The sequence below is a fragment of the Tahibacter harae genome (assembly GCF_024437735.1).
Taxonomy (GTDB): Bacteria; Pseudomonadota; Gammaproteobacteria; order Xanthomonadales; family Rhodanobacteraceae; genus Tahibacter; species Tahibacter harae.
On record NZ_JANFQO010000008.1, the window covers coordinates 81,338 to 94,083 of the forward strand.

At 65.6% G+C, this 12,746-nt stretch carries 11 protein-coding genes and 1 tRNA gene; 6 read left to right on the forward strand and 6 right to left on the reverse strand.

Translation table 11 applies throughout. The features are described from left to right. From NM961_RS10525 to NM961_RS10535, 3 genes are read left to right on the forward strand one after another with little or no spacing between them, the layout of a single operon-like run. Positions 1-552, forward strand: a complete 552-nt coding sequence (locus tag NM961_RS10525; protein ID WP_255914214.1) for a hypothetical protein — start codon at positions 1-3, stop codon at positions 550-552. Positions 553-565: 13 nt separating this feature from the next. Then, the gene (locus tag NM961_RS10530) at positions 566-2,377 is read left to right on the forward strand and encodes a hypothetical protein (protein WP_255914216.1); all 1,812 of its coding nucleotides are present in this window, start codon (positions 566-568) and stop codon (positions 2,375-2,377) included. Next, positions 2,367-2,606, forward strand: a complete 240-nt coding sequence (locus tag NM961_RS10535) for a hypothetical protein (RefSeq protein ID WP_255914217.1) — start codon at positions 2,367-2,369, stop codon at positions 2,604-2,606. The genes NM961_RS10530 and NM961_RS10535 overlap by 11 nt, the downstream gene beginning before the upstream one ends. Before the next feature lie 8 nt (positions 2,607-2,614). Here the strand turns inward: NM961_RS10535 and NM961_RS10540 are convergent, their stop codons facing one another. Continuing rightward, positions 2,615-2,959, reverse strand: coding sequence for a hypothetical protein (locus tag NM961_RS10540; protein ID WP_255914219.1), 345 nt, complete (start codon positions 2,957-2,959; stop codon positions 2,615-2,617). Then, entirely contained in the window at positions 2,956-3,894 is a 939-nt protein-coding gene (locus NM961_RS10545) for an SOS response-associated peptidase family protein (protein ID WP_255914220.1), read from the reverse strand. Before NM961_RS10545 ends, NM961_RS10540 begins: the two co-directional genes overlap by 4 nt. Before the next feature lie 106 nt (positions 3,895-4,000). On the opposite strand from NM961_RS10545, the gene NM961_RS10550 reads away from it, so the two are divergent. After that, positions 4,001-4,672 (forward strand): SOS response-associated peptidase family protein, encoded by a 672-nt coding sequence (locus tag NM961_RS10550; RefSeq protein ID WP_255914221.1) that lies wholly within the window; start codon positions 4,001-4,003, stop codon positions 4,670-4,672. A gap of 73 nt (positions 4,673-4,745) precedes the next feature. Beyond that, complete coding sequence (locus NM961_RS10555; RefSeq protein WP_255914222.1) at positions 4,746-4,904, forward strand: hypothetical protein; 159 nt, start codon at positions 4,746-4,748, stop codon at positions 4,902-4,904. Positions 4,905-5,030: 126 nt separating this feature from the next. On the opposite strand, the gene NM961_RS10560 is transcribed toward NM961_RS10555, so the two are convergent. Beyond that, positions 5,031-5,106: transfer RNA gene (locus NM961_RS10560), tRNA-Asn, on the reverse strand. Positions 5,107-5,188: 82 nt separating this feature from the next. Beyond that, positions 5,189-6,586 (reverse strand): nucleotide 5'-monophosphate nucleosidase PpnN, encoded by a 1,398-nt coding sequence (ppnN, locus tag NM961_RS10565; RefSeq protein WP_255914223.1) that lies wholly within the window; start codon positions 6,584-6,586, stop codon positions 5,189-5,191. Positions 6,587-6,956: 370 nt separating this feature from the next. Between ppnN and NM961_RS10570 the strand changes: the two genes are divergently transcribed. Continuing rightward, entirely contained in the window at positions 6,957-7,469 is a 513-nt protein-coding gene (locus NM961_RS10570; protein WP_255914225.1) for a hypothetical protein, read from the forward strand. A gap of 67 nt (positions 7,470-7,536) precedes the next feature. Here NM961_RS10570 and NM961_RS10575 read toward each other — a convergent pair whose 3' ends face one another. Both NM961_RS10575 and olsF read right to left on the reverse strand, forming a co-directional pair. Continuing rightward, a complete protein-coding gene (locus NM961_RS10575) occupies positions 7,537-10,737 on the reverse strand; it encodes a TonB-dependent receptor (RefSeq protein ID WP_255914227.1) in 3,201 nt (1,066 codons plus the stop codon). 208 nt (positions 10,738-10,945) lie between these two features. Then, complete coding sequence (olsF, locus tag NM961_RS10580) at positions 10,946-12,685, reverse strand: bifunctional ornithine lipid synthase OlsF (protein ID WP_255914228.1); 1,740 nt, start codon at positions 12,683-12,685, stop codon at positions 10,946-10,948. Positions 12,686-12,746: the final 61 nt, after the last annotated feature.

Genomic DNA, 12,746 nt, shown 5'->3' on the forward strand with positions numbered 1-12,746 from the left:
ATGGCCCGCGTACTCACGACATTCGCGGCCGCGCACGGCAATTTCAGCGGCCCCGGCTACATCGCTGGCGTTCCACCTGGCCTCGTCACCGTCAACGGCGCAGCGGCTGCGCGCGAGGTCGAGTTGCGGCACCGCGATTCGCGCGCCGTGGTCGCGGCGACCCGCTCCGCCAGCGACGGCACCTATCTTTTCCGCGGACTGCGCACCGGCGAGCAGTACGACTTGATAGGGCGCGACTACGGCAATGTATACAATGACGTGATCGTTTCGCGTGTGACGCCGGTCCCGTATGCGATCACGCTGACTGGCGCGCTGACTGCAGACGATCCGACGAACACGCTCGCGGGCTCGATCGCTGTGGCCGGAGGACTGCATCCTCTCGCGGTTTCCGTCGCCGCCGGTGCTGCGCCGCCCGGCATCACGTTCTCGATCAGTAGCCGCGCGCTTGTTGCCGCGGGCAGCACGACAGCGGGCAGCTACAGCTGGACCCTGCGCGTGACCGGCGCGACTGGCCACGCCGCGGATATTGCCTGCGCCGCCACTTTCACCTGAGCAGCTGCCGGCCATGCCCTATGTAGTCCCTGCCGGCGACGCCGTTGCCATCGAGCTGAAGGGTGTCTACGCGGCCCCTCCCGGCGACATTGTCGCGCTGGCACTCGCCGACCCCGCGCCGCCGATCCCCGCGCCGGTCCGGTACACCGGCAGCGCGGCCGCACTGCGCTGGGGCCAAGCGCCCGCGCGCGCCCGGGGCCTGCGCCTGGTCAACGCCGCCGCGCCGCGCCGTGCGCGCGCCGTGTGCGCGACCTGGAGCGAGGCGCCGGCGGCCTGTGTCTGCCGCCGCTTGCCCTGGGCGGTAGTCCCGGCCGTCCGGCACGCTGCCGGCGCAGCCTGGGGCCGTGCAGGGCGCTTGCCGTCGCCGCCGCTGGCGCTGCCCTGGAGCGTGATTCCGACGCGCCAGGCCGCCATGGGCGCGGCCTGGGCCCTGCCGCCGGCGCTGAGCGTGGGCGCTGGGCTGCCGTGGCGCACGCCGCCCCGCGGCGCTGCTGCTGCAGGGCTGCCTTGGGGTATGCCGCCGCGCCAGGGGCAGGCTGTCGTCGTTCCCTGGCTCGCGGCCCCGGTGAAAACGCGCTACTGGGATCTGCCCTGGCGCTATGCGCAGCCCGTGCGCTGGGTTGTGCACGGCCCTGGCGTCGTCCCGCCCGAGGAGCCGCCGGCCTGGGCGTACCGGCCGCCGGCCGGCGACGCCGTCGCCATCAATTTCGCCTGCCCCGCCGTCGAGTTTCCGGGCGACGCGGTGCCGGTGCCGATCGGCCGCGCGGCGTGCCCGCTCGCATGGCCGCGCCAGAGGACCTATGTCGTGATCAATACCGCGGGAGTAGTGCGCCTGCCCGAGCGCACCGCAATTGCCGTGTCGGGAATATCTATCAGCAGCAGCGTAGAGGATCCCGTGTGGCGCTTCAGTCTGCAGCTGGCCGACCCGTCGCAAATGTCGCTGCTGGTGCCGGGCGCTGATGGCCCGCGCGAAATCGAAATTGCGGTAAACGGGTACGTGTGGACCGCCATCGTCGATACACCTGATCGCCAGCGCCAGTTCAACTCGTCGCGCGTGAGCGTCAGCGGCCGAAGCCGGACGGGCCTGCTCGATGCGCCGTACGCGCCCGCGCGCGGGAAGCTGCAGGCGGCGGATCGGCTGGCCCAGCAGCTCGCCGACGAGGAAGTAGACTTGACGGGCTTTTCCGTTGACTGGGGCATTCTGTCCTGGCTGGTCCCGGGCGGCACGTGGAGCTACGACGCGCAGACCCCACTCGGCGCTGTGCGCGAGATCGCTGCGGCCGCTGGCGCAATCGTGCTGAGCCATCCATGGGACCTGGTGCTGCGCGTGCGTCCGCGCTACCCGGTGTCGCCGTGGGAATGGGCTGGAGCCGCGCCGGACGCATACATTCCGGCCGACGTAGTGGTAAGCGACAGTCTGCGCACCAGTTCGCGGCCGCTGTACAACTACGTCCTGGTCAGCGGCAAACAGCAGGGGGTCAGCGATCCGGTCATCCGCACCGGAAGCGCTGGCGACGTCCGCGAGCAGCAGGTGGTGGATGCGCTGATCACGCAGCACGACGTAGCGCGTGAGCGCGGCCGAAACGTGCTTGGCGGGCGAGGGGTGGTGCATTCGGTGTCCGCCCGCATGCCGCTATTCGCTGCGGCGGAGACCGACAAGCCGGGCTTGGTGCAACCGCTGGCCCTGGTCGAGTTCGTGGAGGGCGGTGCCTGGCGCGGCTTGGCCGTCTCCTGCGCAATCGACGTGTCCGTCGACAGCACAACCGGGCTGCTGACCGTCTATCAGACCGTGGAACTGGAGCGGCACATCAGCGATGAAGACTAGACTTTGGACCAACCTGGCTGGCCTGCTGCCGGATCCGCTGCTGATCAAGGGCAACATCCTTATCTCCCACGGCGACGGCAGCTATGCCGTGGCCACGGCCGACGGCGCAACAATTCTGGCCCGGGCGCTGCCCGGCCAGACCTGGGCGCCGGCCGCCGGCGTGTTTGTGCAGTCGGGCCGCATCGTGGACTCTGCGCCGGATCTGCCTGGTATCACGCAGTACGTGTAGTGGGATGGCTACGGGTACTCGGTCCGGCCAGCACCATCCCACTCCACCCATGCCTCCCTGCAGGCCGCGCAGCCACACGCGCCCTTGCAAACTTTCGCGCAGGTATCGGCGCACGTGCATGCGTAGTCGCGGTAGCGTCCGCCGGTTTCCGGGTAGCGGGCCAGGCCCTGCGGCGTCGGCTCGCGCTCAATCTCGTCGTCTTCCCCGACCTGCAGCAGCTGGGAGCGCCATTCGGCCAGCGCAGGCTCGTCAGCCATGCCCCTGTAACCCAGGGCGCTGTAGCGTTCCCAGTTGTCCGGGCCGATGAGATGCTGCACGGCGTTCGCGATTTCGGTCTGCCACGTGTTCATCATGCTGCCTCCCTGTGCTCGTAAAAGGGGCGCTCCCTATCGTCGAGGATAGCCTGCAGCGGCGCATAGTCTCCCGGCGTCGGGTTGAGCCAAGCGTCGATGTTTTCCAGCCGCAGCGGGACGATGCAGCGGTCGTGGCCGGCGGCGAGGACCTCGGCCGGCGGCTCGTCGGTCACGAGCGCGAAAGAGTCCAGGATCTCGCCGTCTGGCCCGTGCCAGCGCGACCAGAGGCCCGCGGCATACATCGTGTCCAGGCCCTCCGGGTCGAACTCGATCTCGACCTTGCGCATGCTGCCGTCGGCGCCGGCGCGCTCGACCCATTCGTAGAATTTCTGTGCTGCCACGACGCAATGCGTGTGCGAGAACTGGCCCCGCCAAAACCGCTGCAGGTTGTCACGCCGCGCGTTGAATGAGCCGCTGTTTGTGCGGTCGAACGACGCCGGGAAGCCTGCCGGCCGGAGCAGATAGCGCATCGGGCGCACGATGCGCCGGCCGCCATCGGAGACCAAAACGGGGGCGAAGTACTGCGGAAATATCCTGCTGTCGCGGGGCATTGACTCCCTCCGCGCAAGGTCTTCCAGGTCGAACCGGGCCTTGGAGATCTTGTTGCTGGCGATCCGGATCTCGTTCCTGTCCTTCTTTGTTTCCTTCAGCGCCAGTCGCTGCTGGGCGCCAGCCAGGCGCGCGGTCTGTTCCGCCAGCTCGGCCGCCGCTTCCTCCCCTGCCCGGGTGCGAAACCGATTGATGCAGCTCAAGATCTCGAATTCTTCTGCGGAGCGCGGGCGGGCGAAGGCCTCGTCCATCGCGCGGGGGATGGCGATTTTCTGGCCGGAGTCCCGCTGCATGTAGATGCGGACGAAGTCCTTGATCGACAGCTCCGCGCCGAACGCCGAGACGTATCGCGTGTAGCTCTGCCACACCATCGCCGAGTAGCACATGCCGGACTCATCCGTTCAGCTTTGTGGCAATCAGCATACGCCGCTGGCGAGCGCCGGGCACCGGGTGTAGGATCCGCGACCCGTACATTTGTACGTACTCGCCGCCATGATTTCGTACTGGGTAGACCCGCCAGTCGCCACCGATCCCCGCAAACAGATCCGGCTCTGGGACGCCGTGAGCGCGTTCATGCAGCCTCCCGTAAAGCGTGTCGTGAAGCCGCTGGGCCGCGCCCGGATCGTCATTCCCACGTCCGTTGGGGTGGACCTGTGCTCAGCGGTCTGGGGGCTGGTGCCGAAGTGGGCGACATCGGGCGAGCGACGCCAGCTGGCCAAACGGCACGCAACACTCGATGCGTTGCTTGCGCCGGAATCAAACATCACCGGGGATCTGTGGTCGGCGTCGAAGCCGGCGCAGCGCTGCCTGGTCTTAGCCTCGGGGTGGGTCGGCCCCGCCGCCGGCGGCGTTCTGGTCTGCCAGCCCGAAACGAGCCCGCTTATGTTCGCTGGCCTGTATAGCGTGGTCCATGTTGACCGGGCCGGACCGGTGACAACCTTCGGCGTGTTCTGCTGCAGCGTGAGCCACAGCCCGTACGACGGTTCGAGCATCCCAATCGTGGTGCGCGCAGAAGACCGGCTGCGGTGGCTCGCCTGCGCGCCAGCCGAGGCCAAAGGCTTTTTGCGCCCCCCAGGGATGAAGGTCTACACCCGCCGGGTGGCTGACACCGCAGCAAGTGACCGGGCCCTGTTCGGCACGCCGCTGGCTGACGATGCCTATTGACCAGCACCAGCAGGCCGCCCGACATAGCGCGGCGTTCTGAGCGGCGGCCGTCGCCCGGGCATAGCATGCATCCATGGACGCCATCGAATTTCCCGCTATCCCGGCCGGCGCGACGTGCGCGGAGCTGGCGCAGATCATCCGTGAGCACCTGGCGCGGCACCCTGGCGATACCGAAGCCAGATTGTTGCTTGCTTGGCTGGAGAGCGCGGAGCCCGGCGCCAGATTGAATTGAGCCGCACTGGGCTGCAATAGCGAAAAATAAATAAGTACACGACACGCGGCCATGGTCGGTAGTGACCACAGCTTGCGATAGTGACAAAAGACAACGGCCTGCATTTCTGCAGGCCGTTGTTTTATATGGCTCCCCGAGACGGACTCGAACCGCCGACCCAGTGATTAACAGTCACTTGCTCTACCGACTGAGCTATCGGGGAATGTTTGAGGCGCGGGATTTTGCCGATACGCCCGGGCCTCGTCAAGCCTTTTTCGCGCTTATTCGCGATTGGAATGCCGGGCTCAATCCACGATCACGCGGTAGCACGGTTTGTAGGCGCTGCCGCCGGGCAGCTTCATGCGGTGCTGGGCCACGAAGCTCTGCAGCAGCGCGTCCAGGGCGCGCATCATGTCCGGCTCGCCGTGAATCTCGAACAGGCCGAACTGTTCGATCGCGCGGATGCCGTCTTCCTTGACGTTGCCGGCGACGATGCCGGAGAAAGCCCGGCGCAGATCGGCAGCGAGGCGGTAGGTCGGCTGGTCGCGGTTGAGCTTGAGGCCGGCCATGTTCTCGTGGGTGGGCTTGAACGGCACCTGCAGCTCATGCGGTATGCGCAGCGCCCAGTTGAAGAAGAACGCATCCTTGGTGTCGAGGCGGTAGTCGCGCACTTTGTCTATGCCCTTGACCATGAGCTTGGCGACTTCGGCCGGATCCTCGATCACGATGTGGTAGCGCTTGGCCACCTCGTCGCCCAGGGTCAGGCGCAGAAAACGGTCGATCTGCTCGAAATATGCGGCCGATTCGCGCGGACCGGTGAAGATGAAGGGGAACGGGATGCCGGCATTGTCGGGATGCAGCAGGATGCCGAGCATGTAGAGGATTTCCTCCGCCGTGCCCACGCCGCCCGGGAACACGATGATGCCGTGGCCGACGCGGACGAAGGCCTCCAGGCGCTTCTCGATGTCCGGCATGATGATGAGGTGGTTGACCGACGGGTTCGGCGACTCAGCGGCGATGATGCCCGGCTCGGTGATGCCGATGTAGCGGTTGTTTTTGCGCCGCTGCTTGCCGTGGCCGATGATCGCGCCCTTCATCGGGCCCTTCATTGCGCCCGGGCCGCAGCCCGTGACGATGTCCAGGCCGCGCAGGCCAAGCTGATAGCCGACCTGCTTGGTGTATTCGTATTCGTTGCGCGGAATCGAATGGCCGCCCCAGCACACCACCAGGTTGGGATCGTTATGCGGGCGCAGCACGCGCGCGTTGCGCAGGATCTCGAATACCGCGTGGGTGATGCCGGCGGAGTCTTCCAGGTCGAAGCCGTCGGCCTCCATCTGCGTTGCAACGTATACAATGTCGCGAACCACGGCAAACAGCAGCTCGTTGACGCCACGGATGATGCGGCCGTCGACGAAAGCCTGGGCCGGTGCGTGGGTCAGCTCGATCTTGATGCCGCGGTCCTGCTGCAGCACCTGGATGTCAAAATCCGGATAGCGGTCCAGCAGCGCGCGGGCGTCGTCGGTTTCCACGCCCTGGGTCAGCACCGCCAGCGCGCAGCGGCGCAGCAACGCGCGCACGCCGCGCTGGGAAGCGTCGCGCAGGCGGGTGACTTCGTTGCGCGAGAGCACATCCAGCCCGGCCGCAGGCGAGATGCGTGCGGAGACGGTGGCTGGACGGGAGGGGGACTTGCTGTCAGGGCTCATGAAATTCCATCGGGTGAGATGCTGCGGAATGCCCCGCAGATCGACGTGGCGCACGCCGGCGCGGCAACAGCCGTTGCAGCACCGACATCGGATTTTGCAGGGCGCCGTGCCCCGCGTCGCCAAAGGCAAAGAGCAGGATCACTAGCATTCCGGAAGGATGGACCGAGGTCAAGTTGCCGGCCGCCAGGCGAAACCTCACCTGGCGCTACCGATCCGCCAGCTCCGGCCAGTCTCAGCCTCTGAGCACCATCGGAATCACAATTCGTCTCGGGGCTAATCGACACAGCATCGTTGGCTTAAAAAGCCAAACCGCGTCGATCCCCCTCAAACCAAGGGCCAATGACGAAACACGCACCCAGAGGGACCTAGCATGAAATTGCGAAACATTGCAGTGCGCTTCGCAGCCATCGCGGCCATCGCGGCTTTTTCGATTGGCGGCAACGTATGGGCACAGCCCAGCGGCCTGCCGGAACTTTGCCAGTGGTATCCGGGCATTCCGGAATGCAGCTGCAACATCAACCCCTACAATGTGCAGTGTGGCAGCGGCGGATGGCCGAACGTACCCGATCTTCGGGACGGCGTCACCCCGCCAGACCCCGAAATTACCTACATTCATGTCCCCAAGACGTCCAACAATCCCTATTACGCCACCTGCTGGTCTTCGTCGCAGGACCGATACAACTACGCGAACTGGGAAATCGTCCACGGCTGGCTGAGCGGAGACTCCAACTTCGCCGGCTGGTACGGAAGCAAGTGGATCTTCGTCGTCTATTCCGACAACACACTTAGCGAAGGCTACGCGCACAGCCAAGGGTACGATTACTTCACGCAAGAACCATACATGCAAACTTGCGGTCGCCCACCCATGCCCTGGCAACTCTGATCCAAACAAAAACCCCGGCATTTCTGCCGGGGTTTTTTTCGTCCGTCAATCGGGACAAGCAAGCGGTTTAGAACGAATAACGCAGGCCGACCTGGACCGCCCAGCGGGATTCGCCAGTGTTGTCCTTGGTGACGAAGCTCTGCGCCGCGCGCGGGTAGCGGTAGATGTACTTGCCGGTGGCCGCGTCCACGCCGCCGAATTCCGCCACGCCCAGGCGCTGGCCGCCGTTGGAGTTGAACGGCGCTTCCTCGATGTGACCCCACTTCTTGTTGAGCATGTTGGTGAAGTTCAGGATGTCGACCCAGAGTTCACCCTTGTTGCCCTTGAAGATACCCGGCACTTCCTGCGAGAAACGCAGGTCGATCTGGTTGATCCACTTGCCGCGGGCGCTGTTGCGGCTGACCACCTTGCCACGGTTGCCGTTGAGGAACTCGTTGCTCTGGATGTAGTTCCAGAAGTTCGCCGCCTGGGTCGGATCCGCGATGATGACGTCGTTGGCATCCAGCGGCACGTAGAACAGGTCGTTCCCCGCGTTGCCGTCGCCGTTGGCGTCATTGGAGAAGGTGTAGCTGTACGGACGGCCGGCGCGGCCTTCGTAGAACGCCGACACCATGGTGTTGTAATCGCCGAAGAACGCCTTGCGCCAGGACAGCACGGCGCTGAAGCGCTGCTGGATTTCCGAGGCGGCGGTGGCGGCCACGTCTTCGTTGGCGTTGTAGATGGCCAGCGAGTTCCAGTTCGACAGGGCGACCGAGGACGAGCCGACGTTGGTTTCGGTCGAATTGCCGTAGGAGTAGCCGATGCGGCCGGCCCAGTTGTTGGAGAACGGCTTCTCCAGCGACAGGGTCAGGTTGCTGGCCTTGCCCTGGTGGGTGTTGCGCATCACCACCACGTCGGCAAAGCTGCGGTTGCTGCGTGCACGCGAACCGGTACCGGCGTTGATGTTGTTCCAGTACGCGGCACGACCGTCCGGCAGCACGCCGGTGGACGGTCCCAGGTTCAGATGGTTGAACTGCACGCCGTCACGCACGTCGAGGTAGATGTATTCGGCCGACGCGACCAGGCCCATCCACGGCAGCTCGTGGTCGAACGCCAGCGAACTCTTCCAGACCGACGGGGCGTGGAAGTTCGGCGTGATCAGGGAGATGGTCTGCAGCACCGGCGCACCGGCCGGACGCGGCTGGTTGAACGGATCCGGCGAGAAGTCCGTACCGGTATTGGCGCGGTAGGTGGAGAACAGCAGGCCGTTGTTGCTGTACGAGTTGGACAGCCACACGCCCGGGTTGCCGCCCTGGAACAGGCCGATGCCGCCGCGCAGCTGGGTCGGGCGCTCGGTGTCGAAGGTGTAGTTGAAGCTGGTGCGCGGCTGCCAGGTCTTCAGGCCGTTGACCGTGCTGTTGTTCGGGTAGTTGAACGTCGGCTCGACGCGGGCGTTGTACAGCGGGAAGTCATCGGTTGAGAAGCGGTCCAGACGCAGGCCGATCTGCCAGGACAGGTTGTTGGTGACCTGCCAGGTGTTCTGCGCGAAGAAGCCCCACTGCTCCAGCGCCCAGTCGGCGGCAGCATTCTTCGCGTCGCCGTCGACCGGATAGTTCAGCTGGTAGCCGGTCTGGCCCGACAGCAGGCCGCCGGTATAGCCGGACGGCAGCGCCGAATAGCGGCCCGCCTCGAAGTCGGCGATGCTGGCGAAAGCGTAGTTGCCGTAGAAGTCCTGCAGGAACAGGTTGAAGGTGTCGTTCTTCTTGTAGTCGAAGCCGAACTTCACTTCGTTGTCGCCGACAAACCAGGTGCCGGCCCAGAACGCATTGGCGGTCTTGACTTCCAGCGAGTTGGCCTGGCGCGAACGCTCGGAACCGAGGAACACGGTGGTGTTGGCCGCGCCGTCGAGGCCGGCGACGGCGATCGCGATGGCCGGCAGGTTGGAGTTGCGCAGCGATTCGTTGGTGTAGTTGCTCCAGGACACCGACGCTTCGGAGGAGAAGTTCTCGCTCCAGTCGTTGTACAGGTTCAGCGCGTAGTTCTCGAAGTCATACTGCTTGTCATACCACCAGGACGACAGCGATACCTGGCCGCCGGTCAGTCGCTCCAGCACCGGCACCGAGGATTCGGTCTTGTTGTAGCGGAAGCTGGCGCGGTGATAGTCGTTGATGTTCCAGTCGAACTTGGCCAGATACTTCTTGTCGCTCAGGTCGCCCGAGGGATTCAGCGAGCCGGCGTTGAAGCCCCACTTGTCGCGCGCGATGCGCACGATGTCGTCGATCTGGCCCTGGGTGATGCCCGCTTCGTTGGTGGCGCCCGAACCGCGCACGCCGACGTCCGGCGCAACCTTGGTGCGCTCGAATTCTTCGTAGTTCAGGAAGAAGAACAGCGTGTCCTTGAGGATGGGACCGCCCAGGGTGAAGCCCTTGGTGGTCTGCTTGCCGAAGCCGGTGAACTTGGTGCCGGCTTCGTTCTCGCCGATCATGTCCGGGTCGCGGTAGGTGTAGTACAGCGAGCCCTTGAATTCGTTGGTACCGCTCTTGGTGACGGCGTTGATCGATGCGCCCACGGCGCGCGAGTTGGTCACGTCGTAGTTGGCGGTGGAAATGTTGAATTCTTCGATCGTATCAATCGAGATCGGCTGGCTGCCGCTCTGCGACGGCAGGCCGGTGGATTCCAGGCCGTATTCGTCGTTGGTCGAGACCGCGTCGATCTTGATGTTGTTGTAGCGCGAGTTCTGGCCGACGGCGGAGATCTCGCCGCGTTCCTTGTCGGTCTGCACGATGCGCGGGTCGATGCGGACGTAGTCCTGGATCGAGCGCGAGATCGACGGGAAAGCCTGGATCTGCTGGTTGGTGACGTTGGTGGACAGGCCCTTGTTGTCGGCCAGGAAGGTGGTCGACAGCGCGGTGGCGGTGACTTCGACGGCTTCCAGCTGCGCGGTGTCGGCACCCAGGGTGAGATCGACGGTCGTGTCTTCGGCCAGCTTCAGGTACACGTCGCCGCGTTCGGCCTTGGCCAGGCCGCTCTTCTCGGCATCGACCAGGAAGGGACCGCCGACGCGCAGGCCGCGCGCCACGAACCGGCCTTCGGCGTCGGTCGTGACCGTCTTGGTCGTATTCGAGGGAACATGGACGATTTCGACAGTCGCGCCGGCGACGGGATTGCCGGCGGAGTCGGTGATGCGGCCGGACATCGCCGCCGACGTGTTCTGCGCAAAGCTCGGCGAGGACGCCAGCAGCGAGGCGAGCATCAGCGGGAGGACTCTGACACGGAGTCGCTTGTTCATCGTTTCACCCTTGGGTTGCGTGCAATTGTTACAGTCATTGGCCAAACGAAAACCGCGCGGCGATGGTCCCATCGTCGTGCGCGGCAGCCGCTCAACCTTGGATTTTCTTACCTTCCCCAGGATCCCGACCCGGCGAGTCCGTGCGCTGGCGAATCCGTTAACGGCAGTTTAACAGCAATAGATGACAGATTGGCAAAGCCTCACGGACTTATTCGCTTGACGCAGTGGATTCGCTGAGGTATCGCGCGCGCTTGGCGGGCTTGAGGCGGGTCAGGTCCAGCCGGATCAGGCCGTCGACGCAGCCGCCGAACTGCGGGTCCACGCCGAAGGCGAGGAAACGCACGCCGTCGGGCTCGCACAGGTCCACGTACTGGCGGTACAGGGTGGGAATGGCCTGGTCGGACACCGCCAGCTGCTGCTTGAGCAGGGACAGCGCGGCCTTGGCGTCCTTGCCTTCCAGCGCAGCGTCGGCCTCGCGCGCGACCGCCGGCGAGATCTGGAACGGATTGCGCGCCGTGGCGAGCTGTTCCGGATCGGCGAAGAAGCGCCCGTGGGTGTGCACGATCAGCTCGCGCACCGGCAACGGCAGGCTGGCCGAGAGGCTGACCGGCCCGAACAGGTAGCGCACCTCCGGCCGCTTGCGCAGGTAAGCGCCTATGCCCTGCCAGAGGTAATCCAGGCTGCGCGAGCCCCAGTAGGCCGGCTGGATGAAGCTGCGGCCCAGCTCGACCGCGTCCTGCAGGAATTCCGCCGCCGCCGGGGCGTAGTCGAACAGGCTGGCCGAGTACAGGCCCTGCATGCCCTGCTCGCGCAGGATGCGGCCGGCTTCGCCCAAACGATAGGCGCCGACCACACTCAGCGATTCCTCGTCCCACAGCACGATATGGCGGTAGTGCGCATCGAAGCGGTCCAGGTCGCGGCGATTGCCGGTGCCTTCGCCGACGCGGCGGAAGGCCAGCTCGCGCAGGCGGCCGATCTCGCGCATCACCGGGCAGTCCGGGCGCGCATCCAGCAGCAGGATGCGCTTGCCGTCGGTGGTCGCGCCCAGCACCTCGGCGCGTTCCTTGAGCGCCTTGCGCACCGCCTGCGGCGGTTCGGGATGGGCGATCGCGGTTGAAGTGGTGAAGACATTGGGCCGGCGCGAGGCCAGCTGATAGACATGCCGGCGCATGGCCTTGGCCAGCTGCAGCAGGGTGGCGCCTTCGCGTTCCAGCGCCTGTGGCGGAATCATCTGGCCTATGGTGAAGCCTATGCGCATGTGCTTGGCGCCAAACATCTCGCGCGCCAGCAGCAGCGCGGCCAGCGGCTTGGCCAGCATGGACACGCCGTAGAACAGCGGCGAATTGTGCGCGGCGATATGCACCGGCAGCACCGGCGCCTGGGTCTTGCGCGCCAGGCGCAGGAAGCCCGGCGACCAGCGCCCGTCGCGCACGCCGTTGGGGCGCATGCGCGAGACTTCGCCGGAGGGGAATACGATCAGGGCCTGCCCTTCTTCCAGTGCGCGATAGGCCTCGCGCATGCCGCCGGGTGCGGTCTCGTCGCCGCCGAACACGTTCACCGGCAGCAGCAGGGAACGCAGCGGCTTGAGGTGCATCAGCACATCGTTGGCCAGGATGCGCACGTCGCGGCGCACGCTGCCGATCAGCTGCAGCAGGCTGAGTGCGTCCAGCGCGCCCAGCGGATGGTTGGCCACGATCACCACCGGACCGTCCACCGGGATGTTCTCGCGGTCGGTATTGGCCACGCTGTGGCTGAGGTCGAAGCGCTCCAGCGCGTGCTCGATGAACTCGAAGCCGGTATAGCCTTCCAGCGCGGCGAGCGTGGCGTTGATCTCGCTCTCGCACACGACCTTGCGCAGCAACCCGACCATGGGCTTGGACAGATGGCGCGCAGCCCCCTGGGCCAGCCAGGGAAATTTCGCATACAGGCTGCGTTCGACGCTGATCACGACGCTTCTCCCCTACGGACCGGGCAATGCTCCGGGGGCGATGTTACAGGCGTTTGAATCG